This is a genomic window from Lactobacillus sp. ESL0237 (genome assembly GCF_003692985.1).
GTDB classification, from domain to species: Bacteria; Bacillota; Bacilli; order Lactobacillales; family Lactobacillaceae; genus Lactobacillus; species Lactobacillus bombicola.
Genome location: NZ_REHE01000001.1, coordinates 1 through 21,244, shown reverse-complemented (window position 1 = coordinate 21,244; position 21,244 = coordinate 1). Strand labels below are relative to the sequence as shown.

At 35.0% G+C, this 21,244-nt stretch carries 18 protein-coding genes and 1 tRNA gene; 2 read left to right on the top strand and 17 right to left on the bottom strand.

Annotated elements, in window-relative coordinates; translation table 11 throughout:
- The 4 genes from F5ESL0237_RS00095 to F5ESL0237_RS00080 form a co-directional block, all read right to left on the bottom strand.
- A complete protein-coding gene (locus F5ESL0237_RS00095) occupies nucleotides 1-1,236 on the bottom strand; it encodes a hypothetical protein (protein ID WP_122024284.1) in 1,236 nt (411 codons plus the stop codon).
- A complete protein-coding gene (locus F5ESL0237_RS00090; RefSeq protein ID WP_122024283.1) occupies nucleotides 1,224-2,921 on the bottom strand; it encodes an McrB family protein in 1,698 nt (565 codons plus the stop codon). The genes F5ESL0237_RS00095 and F5ESL0237_RS00090 overlap by 13 nt, the downstream gene beginning before the upstream one ends.
- A 68-nt stretch (nucleotides 2,922-2,989) precedes the next feature.
- On the bottom strand, nucleotides 2,990-4,267 hold the full coding sequence (dcm, locus tag F5ESL0237_RS00085; protein ID WP_233551815.1) for a DNA (cytosine-5-)-methyltransferase: 1,278 nt from the start codon (nucleotides 4,265-4,267) through the stop codon (nucleotides 2,990-2,992).
- A gap of 249 nt (nucleotides 4,268-4,516) precedes the next feature.
- A tRNA-Thr gene (locus F5ESL0237_RS00080) sits at nucleotides 4,517-4,589 on the bottom strand.
- A gap of 148 nt (nucleotides 4,590-4,737) precedes the next feature.
- On the opposite strand from F5ESL0237_RS00080, the gene F5ESL0237_RS00075 reads away from it, so the two are divergent.
- Both F5ESL0237_RS00075 and F5ESL0237_RS00070 read left to right on the top strand, forming a co-directional pair.
- The gene (locus tag F5ESL0237_RS00075) at nucleotides 4,738-5,436 is read left to right on the top strand and encodes an MgtC/SapB family protein (protein WP_122021075.1); all 699 of its coding nucleotides are present in this window, start codon (nucleotides 4,738-4,740) and stop codon (nucleotides 5,434-5,436) included.
- Nucleotides 5,437-5,552: 116 nt separating this feature from the next.
- A complete protein-coding gene (locus F5ESL0237_RS00070) occupies nucleotides 5,553-6,752 on the top strand; it encodes a DUF2974 domain-containing protein (protein WP_122024282.1) in 1,200 nt (399 codons plus the stop codon).
- Between the two features lie 65 nt (nucleotides 6,753-6,817).
- On the opposite strand, the gene F5ESL0237_RS00065 is transcribed toward F5ESL0237_RS00070, so the two are convergent.
- From F5ESL0237_RS00065 to dnaA, 13 genes are all read right to left on the bottom strand, one after another.
- Nucleotides 6,818-6,976, bottom strand: coding sequence for a YtxH domain-containing protein (locus F5ESL0237_RS00065; RefSeq protein ID WP_122021073.1), 159 nt, complete (start codon nucleotides 6,974-6,976; stop codon nucleotides 6,818-6,820).
- A 169-nt stretch (nucleotides 6,977-7,145) separates the two neighbouring features.
- On the bottom strand, nucleotides 7,146-8,528 hold the full coding sequence (gene dnaB / locus F5ESL0237_RS00060; protein ID WP_090093293.1) for a replicative DNA helicase: 1,383 nt from the start codon (nucleotides 8,526-8,528) through the stop codon (nucleotides 7,146-7,148).
- Between the two features lie 38 nt (nucleotides 8,529-8,566).
- The gene (rplI, locus tag F5ESL0237_RS00055) at nucleotides 8,567-9,022 is read right to left on the bottom strand and encodes a 50S ribosomal protein L9 (protein WP_090093295.1); all 456 of its coding nucleotides are present in this window, start codon (nucleotides 9,020-9,022) and stop codon (nucleotides 8,567-8,569) included.
- 14 nt (nucleotides 9,023-9,036) lie between these two features.
- Nucleotides 9,037-11,055 carry a DHH family phosphoesterase gene (locus F5ESL0237_RS00050; RefSeq protein ID WP_122024281.1) on the bottom strand — a complete coding sequence of 673 codons (2,019 nt, stop codon included), beginning with the start codon at nucleotides 11,053-11,055 and terminating at the stop codon, nucleotides 9,037-9,039.
- 141 nt (nucleotides 11,056-11,196) lie between these two features.
- Nucleotides 11,197-11,433: a 30S ribosomal protein S18 gene (rpsR, locus tag F5ESL0237_RS00045; protein WP_090093298.1), complete on the bottom strand. Its 237-nt coding sequence runs from the start codon at nucleotides 11,431-11,433 to the stop codon at nucleotides 11,197-11,199.
- Nucleotides 11,434-11,456: 23 nt separating this feature from the next.
- Nucleotides 11,457-11,978, bottom strand: a complete 522-nt coding sequence (ssb, locus tag F5ESL0237_RS00040) for a single-stranded DNA-binding protein (protein WP_118895857.1) — start codon at nucleotides 11,976-11,978, stop codon at nucleotides 11,457-11,459.
- A gap of 47 nt (nucleotides 11,979-12,025) precedes the next feature.
- A complete protein-coding gene (gene rpsF / locus F5ESL0237_RS00035) occupies nucleotides 12,026-12,322 on the bottom strand; it encodes a 30S ribosomal protein S6 (RefSeq protein ID WP_122024280.1) in 297 nt (98 codons plus the stop codon).
- Between the two features lie 209 nt (nucleotides 12,323-12,531).
- Nucleotides 12,532-15,021, bottom strand: coding sequence for a DNA gyrase subunit A (gyrA, locus tag F5ESL0237_RS00030; RefSeq protein WP_122024279.1), 2,490 nt, complete (start codon nucleotides 15,019-15,021; stop codon nucleotides 12,532-12,534).
- 10 nt (nucleotides 15,022-15,031) lie between these two features.
- Nucleotides 15,032-16,996: a DNA topoisomerase (ATP-hydrolyzing) subunit B gene (gene gyrB / locus F5ESL0237_RS00025; RefSeq protein WP_122024278.1), complete on the bottom strand. Its 1,965-nt coding sequence runs from the start codon at nucleotides 16,994-16,996 to the stop codon at nucleotides 15,032-15,034.
- Nucleotides 16,986-18,125 (bottom strand): DNA replication/repair protein RecF, encoded by a 1,140-nt coding sequence (recF, locus tag F5ESL0237_RS00020; protein ID WP_122024277.1) that lies wholly within the window; start codon nucleotides 18,123-18,125, stop codon nucleotides 16,986-16,988. Before recF ends, gyrB begins: the two co-directional genes overlap by 11 nt.
- A gap of 11 nt (nucleotides 18,126-18,136) precedes the next feature.
- Complete coding sequence (yaaA, locus tag F5ESL0237_RS00015; protein WP_305019947.1) at nucleotides 18,137-18,358, bottom strand: S4 domain-containing protein YaaA; 222 nt, start codon at nucleotides 18,356-18,358, stop codon at nucleotides 18,137-18,139.
- A 211-nt stretch (nucleotides 18,359-18,569) separates the two neighbouring features.
- Nucleotides 18,570-19,700 carry a DNA polymerase III subunit beta gene (gene dnaN / locus F5ESL0237_RS00010; protein WP_122021067.1) on the bottom strand — a complete coding sequence of 377 codons (1,131 nt, stop codon included), beginning with the start codon at nucleotides 19,698-19,700 and terminating at the stop codon, nucleotides 18,570-18,572.
- A 173-nt stretch (nucleotides 19,701-19,873) separates the two neighbouring features.
- Complete coding sequence (gene dnaA, locus F5ESL0237_RS00005) at nucleotides 19,874-21,244, bottom strand: chromosomal replication initiator protein DnaA (RefSeq protein ID WP_122024276.1); 1,371 nt, start codon at nucleotides 21,242-21,244, stop codon at nucleotides 19,874-19,876.

Sequence of the window (21,244 nt, the reverse complement as noted above, 5' to 3'; positions counted from 1 at the left end):
TTACATAGTTAAAATATCAACCACTTCTTTTGCAAAGGTACGCAAATTTTTTAAAAAAATTGTTCCATTTTCACTAGCAATATTTATAAAAACTGCATATATAGTAGATGGATCAAAGATATCATAGTCTAAATTTAGTTTTTCATACTTTCTTACATTAAATGATGGGTATAGTAAAATTATTTTCTTCGAGCAAAGCTTTCTTGCATAAGATAAAACTTGATAAACATCAGCATTTTTAAAGATTGAATATGCCTTATTTTTACAATCTAAAACACCATATGATGATTCTTTATATTCATTGTCTGGATCTTCTTTTTTATATTTAAATAATATGTCAGGTTTATAAGTGACTGTATTAATTTGATCAGAAATTGAGAAATCGTGCATTAACCACCAAGTAGTAAATCCTTCTACATTACTTTCTTGCTCCAAAACTTTAATTACAAAGTCTTCATACAAAGCATCAAAATTCAAAATAAAACTTTGTAAACCTGTCTGATTTCCTAAGTCACTATAATCTGAACTATCTATAATTAATGAAGCATAATTTAATACTTTTCGATATCTATTAGTATTAGAATTGAAAACTATATTTTTTAATGCATCGGCTCCATTTTTCTCAACAGGTTTCTTTACATCTTCAAATATTTCTAATAAGTTTGAAACTTCCGCCTTATATCGAGGATCAACAAAAATTTTTCTTAGTGCACCTACAATTAGTCTATTAATGCTATTATCTGTACTTAATCTAAATTGTTTTGTAACAACAGGATTTTCATCTCTTTTAAGTATATGTATTAAACTCTTATTCCAATCTACTTTCCCTTTAACCTTACTATCCATTTTCGGATATAATTTATAGCTTCGAATGATACCATTCATCAATTCGGTTTTTAAAGATTTTAAAAATGAAGTTATAATATCTAAATCTTCTTCTTTTTCTGTTATATCTAATTCTCTAGCACTATCATTCCTTCTGAAAGCGTGAGTATACATATACATTCTCAAAATATGACTAAACGTTATTTCTGGATATTTAATTGGTAATTTAATAGTTCTAAATGGAGTAACAATATATCCAACCATTGAAGCACTAAGAATTAATAAATTATTATCTCTCTGTTCCCTAGGCCATTTTATATGTCTTATTTTTGTAAATTTATCAAAAAAATTTTTTTCATTATCTTGAATTGCTATAATGGTTTGATTTTTTATTCCTTCTAATTCTGGCATTTAACCATCTCTGAAAATTCTTGTTTTAAAGCTGTATAAAATTCTTCTTCATCTAATATAGAATCACTCAATGAATCTCCTAAAATCTTTTCTGTGATTCCATTATTTTGAAAATCATATTCTTGTAAAGTAGGTAATAATACAAAATTAAATTGATCTTGAAATTGTATTGGATCCCATTTATTACCATTTACAGGTATAAAATAGGACTGTCCTAATTCTTTATCAGGATCATTCATTGTTTGAACAATTCTATTATTTATTTCTCTTAAAACAGCACCTAAATCATAAATGTCTGTTCCATTTTCATCATTATCCACTTCTAATTTATAATTTTCAGATAATACATCATAATTCGGTTCTAAACGAATAAAGGCAAATCTTCTCCTTAAAGCTAGATCTAAGAATGCAATATTTCTATCACTGGTATTCATAGTTCCAACAATATAAAGATTGTCAGGTAATTGAATAGAATCTACACCTTTAATCGGTTGTTTTAGTTTTACCTTATAATTTCGATCTAGAGCTAAAATAGTTTCACCTAATATAGATGCTATATTTCCTCTATTTATTTCATCAATGACTAATAGGTAATTATGTTCTTTATCAACCTTTGCGTTTTCAACTAAATCTAATAGTACCCCTTTTCTTTGTTCAGCAACCATATTATTCTTATCTTCTACATTTTTTAAAATTGTGCCACCTATAAAATCATCATATGAATAATCTGCATGAAATTGAACGGTAACACAATTTTCTCTCTTATCATTGGGGGCCTTGTCTTTTTTTTCAAAAAAGTCATTTTGCGCTAATTGTCTAGTAAATCTTGATTTACCTGTTCCTGGTACTCCCGTTAATATAATTTGCTTTTTAACTCTTAAAGTCTCTAAAATTGTGCTAAAAGAAGCATTGTCACCTGTGAGCTCTTGATATTTTTCTACAATATTCCTAGATATTATCTTGTTTTTCGGAGTATCAATAATCTTTGCTTTACCCTGTGACTTAATATTTTCTATATACGTTTCACTAAGCCCAATACTAGATCTTAAATCTCTACCTGCAATATATTTATTTTCTGGTTTTAGAGGAGTGAGATAAAAATCATCTTTGAATAGCCATATTGTATCGCTTTTTTTAATATGGAAATATTTAATTAAAGCTTTTCTTATTACTCTTGTAAAAGCAGTTACTGTTGGCTCTTCTTCAAAATCAAATCCTGTAAACCTAAAAATCCATGCAGCTAAATTTCGCATAGAAATTTTTTGATTGTTTAAATATCTAGCCTGAATTATATCTTTAAAATTTTGCTTCAAAGATATAGTATTCTCTTCGCCATTCCAATTATAAAGTTCCACTTTACTATTTTTTTGTTTTATCGTGTCTCTTAATCTTGAAAATGGTCTTTCTGAACTTTGATTAAAGAATTTCTGATCTTTAAAATTAGTTGGAAACATATGAGAACCAAATTGATATTCTTCAGTTGGATTTGTTAATTTTGCTAATTCATCAAAGCCATCTTTTTCTTTTTCTGGTACCTCTCCACTAACTAATATTTTATGAGATGTTGTTATTCCCGTATGTTTAGCTAAAAGAAAAATAGATAATGCATCATCTGATGGAAATTCAGATTCCTTAAAATATTTAATTGCTTCGATTACATTATTTTTTGATACATACCATTTCATATTACTAATCCTTTACTATGCCTTTTTGCTTCATTATATCAAAATAGGACACAGCAAGTCCTATTTCATCATAAATTATTGTCATGCAAAGCTTTTACTACTGAATCACCTATAATTTCAGCTAATTTTGGAGGTACTGCATTTCCTATTACTTTATATTTTGCCGGAATCGAGCTTCCTACAAATATATAATCATCAGGGAAAGATTGTATTCTAGCTATTTCGCGTACTGTATATCTTCTATTTTTTACTGGATGAACAATTCCACTATTTTCCGGAGTAGCTGCCGCCGTGATTGTACCATTTATTTCATCTCTTCCAAATCTTCTATAGAAATTAGGTGAATGATATCTTTTCATATTATCACGAATTCTTTTTAATCTATCTGGTAATAGATCATAAGGTATATCTTTCCAAGAACCACCTTCAGGGATATGATCTACTAATTTTTGACTTTGAGGAGATAAATCCCATACCTCATTTTGATTTGGAATATCTTTACTTACATTTAAAATGTGCTTTAAAGTTAATTTCTTGTAATCTTTAGTTGTAGGTTTGGGGAAATGATAATCTATTTTTAAGTCTTTACGAAAAGCTATAATAATTACACGGAAACGATTTTCAGGTACTTCATAGTCGCTCGCCTTTAAAAGCTTATATTTAACTACATATCCTGGTTCCACATTTTCCAAGATGGAAACTATTGTATATATTAGTTTAGAGCCATCTTTATTTTTCATTGATAAAAGCCCTCTAACATTTTCCATAATAACTATTTTAGGTTTTTTAGCTTTAATAACTCGTATAACATCCAGATATAAATTTCCTCTATCATCATCTGTGCCTTTTCGATTGCCAGCAGTTGAAAAAGGCTGACATGGGAATCCACCCACTACTACATCAGCATATGGCAACTCATTTTCATTGACCTTTCTAATATCTTTATTTTCTATATTTCCTATATTGGCCAAATAATTTTCAACTGCGGGTGCATAATTATCGTTAGCATATACAATGTTAAACCCTGCTTTTTTTAATCCTAAATCTAAACCTCCTGCACCACTAAACAAAGAAATGGTACTTAATCCTGTCTTAATATCGTATTTTGGATTACAAAATAAAGGCACACTATTATCGACATGCATAACTATATCCTCAATATTACAATTTAACTTATTACAAATCTTATCCAACGTTTTAACAGTAGTATTTTCATTATTTACCAATTGTGAAATTGTGTTATTAGAAAATTTACAGATCTTTTTAAATTTATTTTTTGAAATTTTTTTCTTATATAAAGTTTCCCATAGGGGAGCATATGAAAATGTCATTTTATCTCCGTACATACAAAAGTCTCTTATATTAGAATAAATCATGTACGTATCTTTTTCAACAAATAAAAAAAGATATAAAACTTTATTTATATCCTTTCACATTATTCCGCTCTCAAAACCGCGTGCAAAAATTGCACTTTAATATTTTAACTACGTGCACTTAGTGTGCATCATTTTTATTTATACAAAAAAATTAACCTTAACTTATCTTAGTAAAACACTGATAAATCAAGGTTAATCAATATAAATGAATCTTTATAATGCTGACTAGAGGATTCGAACCTCCGACCTCATCATTACTAGTGACGTGCTCTGCCAACTGAGCTAAGTCAGCGTTGTTAACTCAACAACGATATTTATTTAACCATATTAGTTGCTAATATGCAAGTCCTTTTTTGCTTTTTTTTATTTTTTCTTAACTACAATACTATCTCTGTTATTAAGCGTATAATTAAATTTGGATTTAAAAAAGGAGGAATATAATGGCTATTTTAATACCATTCGCTACAGAATTTTCTTGGATATTGCGGATTATCGTCGCTTCCTTATGCGGCGCTTTAATTGGTTATGAGCGCGCTATTCAAAGAAAAAGTGCAGGGGTAAGAACCCATATTGTTGTTGCCTTTTCATCTTCATTATTCATGATAATTTCTAAATATGGCTTTAACGATCTACTTAAGATGTCTAACATTGCCTTAGACCCTTCAAGAATTGCTGCTCAAATTGTTACTGGAATTTCCTTTATCGGTGCTGGAACTATTTTAATAAAAAAGCAGCAAATTTCCGGTCTAACAACTGCAGCCGGTATCTGGGCTACAGCAGCTATCGGGACAGCCATCGGCTCTGGACTTTATTTATTGGGTATTACAGCTACCTTGCTCTTGTTTATCGTACAAATGCTGTTTCATGATGATAATTTAATAGATAGAATTATTCGTCATATTCGCTTTAATATTCAAATTGAAACTGTCAATAAACCGCATATTCTACAAACAATTGAGCATGAGTTGACTGCTAATCACGTTGAAAGTATTTCTGTAAAAATAATGGATGTCAGTGATGAACGAATTATCTTTGTTGTTGATGGCATTATTAATAATAATATTGATGAAAATAATATTATTATGGCTTTGCGCAAATATTCGGATATTAAACGAATTAGTTATACAACTAATGGGTAAATCATTAAATAATAAACATTAAGCAATAGTTAATTCTATTGTTTTTTTGTCCTTATTTTTTCATTACGGACCAAATCAATTTAAAATGTAGTTATATATCAGAAAGGGGCAATTTTATGTCTAATTCACTTGATTATTTACGTTGGCGTGGTGACTTACCATTTACCGAAAAGCCGTTCAACAGTGTCGATGCCTCTTTATTAGCATCCTTAGCATACTTACCTGCCGACAATTCTGTTGTTAACCATACACTTGGTGAGTTAGCCAAAAAGTTGCAGAGCTTACCCTCTTTTCAACATCAAATGCATTCCGAAACTGCTGCTGAAATTTTATTACTTGCTGAAAGCCCGCGCATAGGTGAGATAAAAATTCTTGACTGGACTACGCGCTTGGAGAAGGAACCACATCCCCTCCAATTTAGTGCAGCTACATTTATTATTGACGATAACACAATTGTTATTGCCTTTCGTGGTACTGATGGCTCAATGATTGGCTGGAAAGAAGATATGCGCATGAACTATTTGCCAGAAATTTATGGGCAAAATGTTGCTGCTGAATATCTAACAACAATTGCTAAGCAATTTTCAGATAAACGGATTTATCTTGTAGGTCATTCAAAAGGGGGAAATTTTGCTCAATATGCACTAAGTGCAGTTGATGCCAACATTCAAAAAAGAGTTATCAAAGCAATTAATTTTGATGGCCCGGGCTTCTTTCGTAAGGTATATACCAGTGACGGTTTTAAACGTGTCCTACCCCAGATGAAAACTTACATTCCACAGGGATCAGTTTTTGGTGCTATGCTCGATCATCCTGAACAAACTTTAGTTGTTAAAAGTACTGCCCCCATGCGCAATCAACACGATCCACGTCGTTGGTCCGTTGCTCGCGATAGTTTTACTTTAGCTGAAGGATTATCTGCAGGCAGTCGGGTAATTCGACATGCACTGATTAATTTTAATAATTCGATTCCTAAAGAAAGACGCGGCGAAGCTTTTGCTGATTTATTTGAAGCATTTGAAAACATGGATATTAATGAGTTGCATCAACTGACCAACAATAAATTAGTGGGTACTTATCGGTTAAGTCGTGCTTTACTGGCGCTTGAACCACAAGAACGCAAATTGCTCACCCAAATTTTTACCAGTATTTGGGATTCATATAAAAACAATATGACTTTACCTTTAATGGCAAATAACTATGAACTTTACCCTAAAAGCAATGATTCTGCAGTAGCTCCCATATTTTATGAATTTTATGATTCAGACCATCCCCAGCTTAAATTACCAATAAAAGTTAAAAACAAAGCTCATTAGTGTTTCACATGAAACAGAAAAAGGCGAAGGACAATCATGTCCTTCGCCTTTTCAGTAGTTGAGCGTTATTTCTTCATATTTTCTTTAACGTCATCAACTTTATCTTTTACATTTTCGGTTGCTTCTTGCGCCTTATCCTTTACGTTGCCAGCAGCCTGTTGCATTTTTCCTTTAACTTCATTAGCCTTACCAGCTAATTTATCTTTTAATCCTTTATCAGCCATAATATTATGTCCTTTCCCTAAAAAATTAGCGAAAATAATATGTTTACCTCTTAATAGTACAATTTATTATAATCATTGTCACTAAAAACGCTTTATTTTTTACAAGTTTTAGTTATTACTAGTAATCTATAAAGGTTTATTAAATAACACATATAATTTATATTGTTACTCATTTTGGTGGTTGATCGTGACTATAATCGAGATTTGAAAAGCGATTATACGGTTTGGAAAACATTAATTTTACAGTTCCACGGCTACCTGAACGATTCTTTTCAATAATGACCTCTACTTCACCATTTTCATTATCAAGGTCACTATTCTGTTGGGGACCGTCTTCTTGATCCTCATCATGATAATAGTCATCTCGATATAAAAATGAAACAATATCCGCATCTTGTTCAATTGAGCCAGACTCACGAATATCTGATAAAATTGGCCGCTTATCTTGACGCTGTTCCACTGACCGCGATAATTGCGATAATGCGATAACTGGGACATGAACTTCTTTAGCAAGCTTCTTTAATTGCCGAGAAATTGCTGAAACTTCTTGTTGCCGCGATTCACTACGTGGGCCTTCAATCAACTGTAAATAATCAATTACTATTAGACCTAAGTCGCCTGTTTCCTTAGCCAGCCGCCTTGATTGAGCCCTAATTTCGCTCATTTTAATGCCTGGAGTGTCATCAATATAAATTTGCGCAGTTGCTAAGGAGCCTGAAGCAACAACTAATTTTTGCCATTCTTCCTCATCCAATTGTCCCGTTCGCAGATGTTGCGAATTAATTAGCCCCTCAGAAGATAACATCCGTTGAACAAGTTGCTCCCCACTCATTTCTAAAGAAAACATGGCTACTGTTTTATGAACATGCAGGCCCACATACTGTGCCACATTCAATGCAAAAGAAGTTTTACCCACACCTGGTCGAGCTGCAATAATAATCAACTCATCGTTATGAAATCCAGTTGTCATTTTGTCTAATTCGACAAAACCTGTCGGCATCCCTGTAACCATATTACCATCTTCAGGGATTTGATTAATCTCTTCAATCGTTGAATTGACAATTTCTTTAATTCCCCGAAAACCATTAGCATTATTTTCAGAGGAAACATTCATAATTTCGCTTTCTGCATTATCCAGAATATCAGTTACATCTTCTGAATCTTGCATCGCATTAGTTATGATTTTTTGACTTGCAGAAATAAGACGCCGCAATAGTGCCTTGCGATGGACAATTTTAGCATAATACACTATATGAGCAGCTGTTGGCGTTGCCATTGCCAGGTCAGAAACATAAGCAATTCCACCAATATCATCCAATTGATTTTTCTTAGTTAATTCATCCTGCAGAGTTACCGGATCAATCTCATCTTCACGATCAGATAGATCTATCATTGCCTGAAAAATTAATTGGTTAGCCTTTTTATAAAAATCACTTGGTTGAACTTCAGCACTGGCATCAGCTATTGCCGCTGGATTAATAAAAATTGCGCCTAAAACTGCTTTTTCCGCTCCATCATCATGTGGTACCTGTTGCGAAATAATATTATCCATTAATTAAAACCACTTTTATCAGCTTGCACTTGAACATGTTAATCTTGTTCAGTAATATGAACGCGAATTTTACCCTCTACACCTTTAAATAACTTAACAGGTACATTGGTATACCCTAAAGTTTTAATCGGCTCACGCAGGTTTAATTTGCGCTTGTCAACCTTGATACCAAACTGCTCTTCCAAGCCCTCAACAATTCGCTTACTTGAAATTGAGCCAAACAAACGTGAATCAGAACCAGCCTTTGATTTAAAATTAACCACAGTTTTATCTTGGTCAAGAAGAGCCTTTACTTTTTCAGCTTCAGCTTTTTCACTTTCATAAGCAGCTTTTTCATTAGCAGTGACCCGCTCTAAAGTATGCATATTGGCCTTAGTTGCCGCCTTAGCCAAGCCTCTCTTAATTAAATAATTTTGGGCATAGCCATCAGGGACTTCCTTTACTTCACCACGTTTTCCACGACCTCTAACGTCTTCAGTAAAAATAACTTTCATTGTTTTCTCCTTTACTATTCATTTTCTTGCTCATAAGTATCCACTGCTTCAACCAATTTGGCAAGTGCCTCATTCACAGATACATCTTTTATTTGGGTAGCTGCATTAGATAAGTGCCCCCCGCCACCAAGCTTTTCCATAATGACTTGCACATTAATTTCACCCATTGATCGAGCTGATATACCAATCATATCTTTACTCCTACGCGTAAGCGCAAAGCTGGCCTCAACATTTTTTAAATCAAGGGCTGTATCTGCAGCTTGAGCAGTAATAATTGGATCTATTATCTTATCATCAGGTCCACATAAAACAGCCATCTGCGGTTTGATCATTTTCAAGCTACTAACTAAACGAGTACGTTCTAAAAAACTATCAATATCCTCTTTAAGTAGTTCGCTAACCCCAACAGAACTAGCACCAATTGAGCGCAAATAACTCGCTGCATCAAAGGTTCGGGTCCCTGTACGCAAGGAAAATTCTTTCGAATCAACTGTAATCCCTGCTAGCATTGCGGTTGCTTCAAGATCCGTCAAGACTCGTTTGCCAGAACTAGGCTGCTGATACTCAACCATTTCTGTTACCAATTCACAAGCTGATGAAGCATATGGTTCTACATAAGTTAGCATTGGATTTTCGGGAAATTCTTCCCCGCGGCGGTGGTGATCAATTACAATAATTCTGTTTTTCAAGCGATTATATAATTCTTTAGAATAGGTTATCGAATATTTAGAATGATCAACCATCACTAATACCGACTTATCCGTTACATTTTCTAAGGCTGCACTAGCTGAAATAAATAAATTAGTCTTCTCCTTTGCTTGCTGCAACTTATTAACTAGCCGGCCAACATCATAATTTGTCTTATTTAAGTCTAAAACAACGTTAGCTTGCACCCCGTGCAGCCGTGCAATCTTAACCACGCCAATGCCACTACCAATTGAATCCATATCAGGATTGGCATGGCCAACCACAAATACCCGATCTGCTTCCTTAAAGAGCTCACTAATTGCCTGTGAGACCATACGTGCTCTGACGCGCGTCCTTTTCTCCATCGGATTAGACTTACCACCATAAAAACGCGCTGCTTGCCCTGGTTGGCTTAAAACAACTTGATCTCCGCCACGTCCTAAAGCTAAATCTAGGTTAGATTGCGCTTGATTGGCAAGTTCGAGAATCAAACTACTGCCAAAAGCTATTCCAATTGATAGGGTTAAAGGAGTATTATTACGACTAGTTTCTAAGCGCATTTTGTCTAAAACTGAAAACTTATCCTGTTCCATTTTAGTCAAATCTTGCATATGAAGTAATAATAAAAAATGGTCTTCATCAATTCGCTTTAAATAAGCATTATAATTTTGGGCATATTCACTTAGAGTATTTTGCACATAGGAACTAGTTGTCGATAGTTCTTGATCACTCATCGTTTCACTTAATTCATCATAATTATCAATAAAGATTTGGCCAAGCACTAATAATTCATTATTATATTTTTGCTCAATTTTGGCATAACGGGTAATATCAAGTAAATAGACCACATTTAAATCACCTTGAATAACCATTTCAAATTCATGGTTATCCCAATTAACAATATGATTTTCAGCAGTTTTAGCTTTGAGTGACTCGTCAATTAACTTATCTAGCTCTGGATCAACTGATTTAATCGTATGCCCAATTAAATCCTCATCTTTTAAATAAAGTTGCAAATATGGATTTACCCACTGAATTTGCCGGTCTTCATCATAGAGCAAGATACCCAGTGGCATCTTAATCATCGCCTCTTGCTCACTACGCTTAATTCGATAAGACAAATTAACAGCGAAATTATTGGCATTACCAGCAAGGATATAGCTACCATAAACAACACACGCGACCGTGAGAATAAAAATTACTCCCATTGCTAACCCAAATAAAGGGTTAATAATTAGCGCTACAATACTGCCTAACAGAGACAAAACTAAAATGATAATTACTGAAGCAGTTAACCGTGAATCCTTAACAAAAGCAGGTAATTCATTACGTAAAAAATCTTTCATGTAAGATCCTTCCTAAAGTAATGTAAAACATATCAGTTTTATTATACCTTGTATTTACAGGATAAGAAACTTTCTAATACTTAACTAAAAAACGTACTAAGTTTTCAAAAACTTAGTACGTTTAAATTTTTATTAGACTAATTAGTCTTCAGTAACAAATGGCAACAAGCCCATAATGCGAGCTCTTTCGATTGCCTTAGCTACTTTACGTTGATTCTTAGCGCTAGTGCCAGTGACACGACGTGGTAAGATTTTACCTCTTTCTGAGATAAAACGTTTCAACAGATCAACGTCCTTGTAGTCAACGTAATCAATATGGTTGGCTGCGATAAAGTCAACCTTACGACGACGGTGGCCGCCTCTTCTTTGTTGAGCCATATCCTAGGTCCTTTCTTTAAAAGTTAGAATGGAAGATCGTCATCCGAAATATCAATTGTATCACCCGAACCAGCGAACGGATCCTGCGTTACATCCGGCTGATTATTAATTGGGTTATTTTGATTAGATGCTCCCATATTAGGCGAACTAGTGGTATTTGGATTACCAAAGTTGCCGGTATTATTCGGTGTAAAATCACCATTTTGGCCACGGGCTTCACGCTCTTTGCGTGATTCAAGCAGTGAAAAGTTATCAACGACAACCTCAGTCACATATACTCTTTGCCCATCTTTATTATCGTATGTTCTGGTTTGAATCCGGCCATCAATACCAACAAGTGACCCTTTTGACGTAAAGTTACAGAAGTTCTCTGCGGCCTTGCGCCAAATGACACAACTGATAAAGTCTGCTCCTCTCTCACCTTGAGCGTTAGTATACTGACGATCAACAGCAAGAGTAAACGTAGCAACCGAGATTCCACTCCCAGTAGTACGTAATTCAGGATCACGTGTTAAACGGCCGACAAGTACAACTCGATTAATCATACTATAGGTCCTCCCTTTCCTAAATCACGAAAACGATAAAGTTTTGCCTATTTATCTAATTTAACAGTCATTGAACGTAAAACAGCAGTATCAATCTTAGATAGACGATCAAATTCATTAACTGCATCTGCGTTATCAGCAGTGAAAACCATAATATGGTAAGTTCCCTCACGATATTTGTTGATTTCGTATGCAAAATGACGCTTTTCCCAGTCTTTTGACTCAACTATCGTACCACCATTATTGGTAATAACTTTATCATAGTTTTCAACTAGCGCCTTCTTTGATTCTTCATCAATATCAGGCTTAATAATATAAGTTATTTCGTACTTTGTAGTTGTCATACTAGTGCACCTCCTTTTGGACTAAATGGTTCTTGCTAAAATTCAAGAACAAGGAAAGTAATCAATTTATTACTCACAATCTCTAATTTTAGCACAATACTAAAAAATTACCAAACTATCTTCACGTGATCCTACAAAAGATTTTACTCTCTTCATAGAATAAATACGTCAAAATGTCTGATAATTTTTTAAAAATTTATAGTTGAGGCTTAGCCTTTTATGTCCTCATCTTGGCTTTCTTTTTCACCAACTGTTTGATCTTCTTCTGCTGGAACTATTGCCAAACTGGCCACCTTATTTTCAGCATTAACTTTAATTAAGCGAACCCCAATTGTACTACGTCCAGTTTGCGAAACATCATCAATTTTAAAGCGAATCATAATACCATCATTGGTAATCACCATAATATTTTGGGTACTATCAATTACGGTCACGCCAGATAAGGGACCATTCTTTTCAGTAACATTAGCGGTTTTAATTCCTTTACCGCCACGCCCCTTAGTTGGATATTCAGCAGCAGATGTACGTTTGCCGTAACCTTTTTCAGAAATAACCATAATTTCATCTTGATCACTCACAACACCAGATCCAACTACATAATCATTAGCACGCAAGTTAATACCACGTACGCCAGCAGCTGTTCTACCCATTGAACGAACTGTGGTTTCATTAAAGCGAACTGCATAACCTAAATGGGTTCCAATTAAAATATCCTGTTTACCATCAGTTGATAAAACATTGGTTAATTCATCGCCATCGCGTAAAGTCAACGCAATCAACCCACTATTTCTGATGTTAGCAAATTCACTAACATGAGTGCGCTTAACAACTCCTAACTTAGTAATAAAGAATAAATATTGGTCATTTGCATCTTCAGGGATATTAACGATTGTTTCAATCTTTTCTCCCTTTTCCAATTGCAATAAATTAACTATTGGTAAGCCTTTAGCGGTCCGACTAAATTCAGGAATTTCATAGGCTTTCTTAGAATAAACTTTACCTTTATTGCTGAAGAATAGTAACAAGTCATGGGTACTGGAATACATTAATTTTTCAATAAAGTCGCCATCTTTAATTCCCATTCCCTTGATGCCTTTACCACCACGATTTTGCGTTTTAAATTCATTAATGAGCATCCGCTTGATATAGCCACTATGGGTTAAAGTTAATAAAACATCCTGTTTTTCAATTAAATCCTCATCTTCGATTGAGATGACTTCACCATCGCCAATCTTAGTGCGACGTTCATCACCAAAACGTTTTTGTGTTTCTAATAATTCCTCATAGATAATCTCATTAATTCGCTCCCGATGAGCTAGAATATCCTTATAATCAGCAATTCTAACTTGCAATTCTTTATATTCTTCTTCAACTTTATCGCGCTCTAAGCCAGTTAAACGTACTAAACGCATATCTAAGATAGCTTGTGATTGCTTATCATCAAGTCCGAAACGACTAATCAAAGCTGCTTTGGCAATATCACTCGATTCACTCTGTCGAATAATTCGTACGATTTCATCAATATGATCTAAAGCAATCTTCAATCCAGCTAAAATGTGAGCTCTAGCTTCAGCTTTACCCAGCTCAAACTTTGTCCTACGAGTAACAACATCTTCTTGATGCTTAAGATAATATTCCAGCATTTGTTTTAAGCTTAAAAAATGGGGTGCGCCGTCAACAATCGCGACCATATTCATCCCAAAATTTGCTTGCATTTGCGTTAACTTAAACAAATTATTTAGTACAACACTTGCGCTAGCATCTCGTCGAATATCAATAGTTAGGCGCATTCCTGTTTGATCGGATTCATCTCGAACTCCAGTTATACCATCAATTGTTTTAGCCCGCGCCAAATCAGCGATTTTTTTAACTAATTCCGCCTTGTTAACTAAGTAAGGTAACTCAGTTACAACAATCCGTTCTCGGCCACTTTTTTCAGTTTCAATGGCAGTATTAGCCCGTACGACAATATTACCACGGCCAGTTTCATAAGCACGATAGATGCCACTACGACCCATGATTGTCCCTCCCGTTGGGAAATCAGGTCCAGGAATTGCTTTCATTAACTCCTTAGTCGTAACATCGGGATTGGCCATCACCATATGTATCCCTTTAATAACTTCTGATAAATTATGTGGTGGTATATTAGTTGTCATTCCTACTGCTATACCACTTGTACCGTTTACCAAAAGGTTCGGAATTCTAGCCGGCAAAACAATCGGCTCATTCTCAGAATCATCATAATTCCGCTGCCAGTCAATCGTATTTTTATTAATATCCCGTAACATTTCAACCGCAATTTTACTCATGCGGGCTTCAGTATACCGCATTGCGGCTGGCTCATCACCATCAACCGAACCAAAATTACCATGTCCATCTACTAACATGTAGCGGTAACTAAAATCCTGGGCCATGTGCGCCATCGCTAGATAAATCGAAGAATCACCATGGGGGTGAAACTTACCCATAACTTCTCCCACGATTCTAGCTGATTTTTTATATGGTTTATCCGGTGTAACTCCCAGTTCACTCATACCATAAAGAATACGGCGCTGTACTGGCTTTAAGCCATCCCGAACATCTGGTAATGCTCGAGCCACAATAACCGACATGGCATAATCAAGAAACGAACTATTCATTACGCTAGTCAAGTCAACATTTCTTATTCGATGATCCTGACCTTGATTGTCGTTATCCATTTAAACCTCCCTATGCATCTATATTTTCAACGTATTTAGCGTTTTCTTCAATAAATTTACGTCGTGGTGCTACCTCATTACCCATTAATAATTCAAAAACTTCATCTACATTTTTAGCATATTCAGGACTAACTCGATCAAGGCGACGATTTTCGGGATTCATAGTTGTCTCCCACAATTGCTCTGGATCCATTTCACCTAATCCTTTGTAGCGTTGCACCGTTGGCTTAGGACTAGGCTGGAGACTACCTAGGTAATCATGTAGCTCTTCATCAGTATCAAGGTATCTGATTACTTTACCCTGGCGCACCTGATATAGGGGTGGACGTGCAATATAAACATATCCCTTTTCAATCATTGGTTTCATATAGTTATAAAACAAGGTTAGCAACAAGGTTCTAATATGAGCCCCATCAACGTCCGCATCTGTCATAATAATTAGCTTATGGTATCTTGCTTTAGAGACATCAAAGTCAGCGCCAAAACCCGTACCTAAGGCTGTAAACAAAGATCTAATCTCTTCATTCGCTAAAATACGATCCATTGATGCTTTTTCAACATTTAAAATCTTACCTCTAATTGGTAAAATTGCTTGGGTCAACCGCGACCGACCTTGCTTAGCAGAACCACCGGCAGAATTTCCCTCAACAATAAACAATTCAGAAATACTGGGATCATTACTGGTATTATCAGCTAATTTACCAGGTAAATTAGCAATTTCTAAGCCCGATTTTTTCCGTGTTACTTCACGTGCTCGCTTAGCAGCTGTCCGTGCCCTTTCAGCTAACTGCGCCTTTTCCAATATTTTACGTGCAACTTGCGGATTCTCTAACAAAAAGTTGTTAAAAGTTTCAGAAAACGAATGATCAACCGCAGTTCGAGCGTCAGAATTGCCCAGTTTAGTTTTTGTCTGTCCTTCAAATTGTGGATTTGGATGCTTAACTGAAACAACAGCAGTCATGCCTTCCCGAATATCTTCACCTGAAAGATTGTCATCATTATCCTTTAGCAACTTGGTCTTATGGGCATAATCATTAACTACTCTCGTTAAGGCCGTCTTAAAGCCAGCCTCATGCATTCCACCTTCATAAGTATGGATATTGTTAGCAAAAGTCATTAATGTCGTTTTATACCCAGTAGTATATTGCAAGGCAACTTCAACATTAATGTCATTGTAAGTGCCGTCAACATAAATTGGTTCAGTAAATAGAACGTCATTTCCCTTATTTAAAAATGAAACATATTCTTTTATACCGCCTTCAAAGTGATATACATCAGTTTCAGCACTTTCTTTTCGCTGATCAGTAAAGGTTAACTTCAAACCTTTATTCAAGAAAGCTAGCTCACGAATCCTATTTTTCAATACCTGATCATCAAATGAAGTAGTCTCTGTAAAAATATCTGGGTCGGGGAAAAAGTGAACAATTGTTCCATGCACACTCGACGGTACGGTTCCTGCAAGCTTCATTTCAGTATTAACCCGACCATGGTCAAAATCAATGTAATACTTCTTGCCATCACGCATAGTGGTAACGTCAAGTTTAGTTGACAGTGCATTAACTACCGATGCCCCAACACCATGCAATCCACCAGAAACCTTATATCCGCCACCGCCAAATTTTCCACCAGCATGTAAAACTGTAAAAACAGTTTCCAATGCTGGACGCCCTGTTTTCTTTTGAATATCAACCGGAATACCACGTCCGTCATCTTGAACAGTAACACTACCATCTTCGTTAATGGTAACTTCAATTTTAGTGGCAAATCCGGCTAGGCTCTCATCAATACCATTATCAATTATTTCCCAAACCAAGTGGTGTAATCCTTGAGAACTAGTTGACCCAATATACATCCCCGGTCGTTTACGAACAGCCTCAAGTCCACCTAAGACTTGAATTTGACTGGCATTATATTTATCAGCTTCTTTTTCATATTGTTTAATTTGATCAATATTTTCTTTTTTATTATCGGCCATTCAATTTCCCTTCTTCTAAATAAATTTTTCCAGACTTTATTCGAAATATTTTGGGCTTTTTTATTATTTCCCAGGAAATACCTGCAAGATCTGTTGTTGTTATAAAGGTTTGCGTTTTGCCATGAATATAATTTAGCAACGCATTTTGACGGTTGTGATCAAGTTCGCTCATTACATCATCAAGCAACAGCAGCGGATACTCATCTGTTAAATGATGAACTAGTTGTATTTCCGCTAACTTAATACTAAGTGCGATTGTCCTTTGTTGTCCTTGGGATCCATATAAATGAGCATCTTTATTATCTAACTCAAATTCAACATCATCCCGGTGTGGACCACTTAAAGTCGTTCCCTTCGTAATTTCATTAGTCTGATTTTTTTGAAAACTAACTCGCAGCTTACGATAAACTTCTTCTAAACTATCATGACTAGTAATATCACTAACTGAAGGTCTATAGGTAACTTGCAGCAGCTCCCCACTTGAACTAATGTGCTTATAAGCCTCTTTAGCATATTTATCCAAATATCTTAAAAACTTAAATCGTCTTACAATTATTTCTGCAGCTACCCCAGCCAATTGATCAGATAGAACCTCTAAGAAGACAGTATCTTTTGTTCTACCTCTAGCTAGTTGCTTAAGGTAATTATTTTTTTGCTGTAATACTTGCTTATACTTACCAGCAAAATAAAGATATTCTGCATCAATCTGGCCAAATTCTTGGTCCATAAAACGCCGCCGCAGAGCCGGCGCCCCTTTAATAAGTTCTAGATCTTCAGGAGAAAATAAAATAGCATTTAACTGTCCAACATACTTAGAAAGTTTGGCTTGCTCAATACGATTAATCCAAGCTTTTTTACCTTTTTTTGTAATTAGGACGCGCAAGGACAAATCAAGCTGACTTTTATAAACACGACCTGAAATATTTGCATACTCCTGTTTAAAAGCAATTAAATCTTTGTCGTTATTTGTACGATGCGATCTAGTTAATGCCAAAAAATAAATAGCTTCGAGCAAGTTTGTTTTTCCCTGCGCATTTTGTCCAATAAAAATATTAACGTTAGGATCAAAATTAATATCGCACTGGTGTAAATTACGATAATGTTGCGCAATAAAATGCTTAAGGTACATCTTTTTGTTGCTTACCGAAATTTATATGTTTCGTCAGCTATTTCAACTTGATCATCTGGTCTAATTTTTTTACCACGCCGATTCTCTTTGACTCCATTAAGAAAAACCGGATTTTCCTGCAAGTACCATTTAGCTTGTCCACCCGATGAAATGATACTTTCTTCTTTGAGAAATTGACTCAGGGTAATATATTCGCCCTTTACTTTAAATTCCTTAATAATATCCACCTTCACCACTATAAACTTCTAATATTTCTTATATTAAGTATATTCGTTTCATCACTAAAAGACAACTTAAGTGGCAATATAAAGCCCTATAACCGCTGTTTTTCAAAATAAACATCTTATAGTAAAGGACTCAAAAATAAAATACAGCCCCGCATCTTGACCATTTTAACAAGGTCATACAAAAAAAAGCCATTAGCTTAAATTAATGGCTTTTTTTCTAAAAAGTTCTAACTGGGGTAATTAATTGAACAAAGTCAATGTCCGTTTTATTTGGATTAACAGTAAACGGACGCAAAGGTTGCGTAAATTCCATAATTACTGCATCAGATACAGACGCGCGCAAGGCATCACGTAAGTAATCTGGGTTAAATGATATTTTCAAATTGCTACCAGTTAGTTGGCGAAAACTTACGTTTTCTTCAACATTACCAATTTCTGCCGACTCACCCGATAATTTAACACTTTGCTTTTCTGTATCTAAGGTTAAATCAACTACGTTATTACGTCCAGCATGGGTCAATAAACTTGCTCGATCAAGTGCGCTAGATAATTCAGCCAAATCAAATTCAACTTGAGTTGTACTTTCAGTTGGAATTAACCGAGCTGTATCTGGGTAACTGCCCTCAAGTAACCGTGAATAAAATAAGATATTACCAATTTCAAATAATACTTGGTTTTCACCTGGACAAACTTTAATTTGAGGATCTGTCTCACCAATAATTCGCGCTAATTCTAATAAGCTTTTTCCCGGAATAATTAAATCAGTTTCAGTTTGTGCACCTTGATCTAAAATTAGAGCACGACTTGATAAGCGATGTGAATCAGTTGCAACGGCATGAATCTTATTGGGACTAAAGGTAAAATGAACGCCCGTTAGTACGAGACGACTTTCTTGAGTAGCAACAGCAAATTGGGTTTCATTGATAATTTCACGGAAAGTTTTTCCCGAAATTATAAAAGCGGAATCGTCGGAAATTTCCGGTAATCTTGGGTAAGTATTGGAATCTAATCCATTAATCGTAAATTCGCTATTCTCGGAAACAATTTGGGTTTGAAAGCTTTCTTTTACTTCTAGTGAAAATTCCTTACCTGGCAAACGCTTGATTATCTCACTAAAAAAGCGTGCAGGTAGAACAATTGATCCTGGAGAGTCGACTTTTAAATCTTCACTGACTGGAATGCGAATTTCAATTGATATTTCAGTATCACTACCTGTTAGCAGTAATTCATTTTCAGATAGGTTAAGTTTGATACCACTAAGAATAGGAATCGTTGTTCTAGAAGAGATTGCGTGCATGACGTTATTTAAATTATCGATAAAAAGATTTCGATTAACAGTAAATTTCATAGTTGCCTCCTGTAATGGCTAATTTCTTTATATATTAATTATATATTTATTTAAGTAGTATTAGTAGGTCCTGTGATTTGTGTTGAAAAAGTAAGTTGACCCTAAAATAACGTAATTCGTACGGTTAAGAAGTTGTGTATAAGTCAATATCTTTTCCACAATAATTAATTTGGTTAGTGATCGAGCATTTGCTTTAAATCAAAAACTGCAGTCTTAATATCAGAATTAGTTTTAATTTCTTGGCTAATTTTTTCATAAGCATGCATCACGGTAGTATGATCTTTACCACCAAATTCTTGTCCGATTTTCGGCAAACTAGAATCAGTTAATTCACGTGACAAATACATGGCAATCTGGCGTGGGATCACGATTTGTCGAACTCTTTTCTTACCTTTTAACTCAAAAGTTGAAGTTTGAAAGTAATTTGCAACAACTTCTTGAATTTTAGAAATTTGCAGTCCTTGATTTTTTTGTACTAATTTGAGGTCGGCCAATGCTTCACGCGCTAAATTAACATTAATATCTTCATGCTCAATTGTGGCATGTGCCTGTACTTTGACCAGGGCCCCCTCTAGTTCCCGAATATTAGTATCAACTTGTGAAGCAATATAATCTAAGGTGTTGTCATCAATAGTGAGGTTCTCTGCTTCCGCTTTTTTGCGTAAAATTGCAATTCGCGTCTCTAGGTCCGGAGGAGTAATTTCAACTTGCAAACCCCAGGTAAAGCGAGAAACTAATCTTTCAGATAAATCGGGAATCTCAGTTGGTAAGCGATCACTAGTCATGACAATTTGTTTTTGATCGTTATAGAGCGTTTCAAAAGTATGAAAGAATTCTTCTTGAATTCCTTCTTTTTTAGCAAAGAACTGAATGTCGTCGACTAATAATAAATCGCAAGTTCGGTATTTTTCCCGAAATTGATCTTGCGTTTTATTTTTGATGGAATTAATAAAATCATTAACAAAAGTTTCGCTTTGAATATAGACGATTTTAGCATTTGGACGTTCAGCCAGCATTTGATGACCAATGGCCTGCATTAGGTGGGTTTTACCTAATCCCACACCACCAAAAATAAAAAGTGGATTATAAAAACTACCAGGGCTATCCGCAACCGCTAATGCAGCGCCAGCAGCTAACTTGTTTCCTTCACCTTGGACAAAGTTATCAAAAGTATATTTTTCGTTTAATTTAAGATTGCGGACAAACGCATTTGGTGTGGTCTTTTGTGTCTGGCCCGTGGGCATCTTTGACTGTGAACTCGGTGTAACTAAGCGCTCGCTGCTACTAGTTTCTTCAATTCGAAAAATCGGAATGACTTCAATATTGGCATAACCATATGCTGATTGAATTAATTGAGCAGATAGGTTCTTTTCCCAATAGCCTTTGGTTACCGGATTTTGAACGGCAATTTTTAATTCATGGCTGGTCTGGTCAAAAGAAATAGGCTTGGTATGTTTGAACCAAGCATTATATGCTACTTCGTTAAAGCGTTGATGCATTTCAGTATTAAAATGCTCCCAAAATTCATTAATATCAAACTCCAA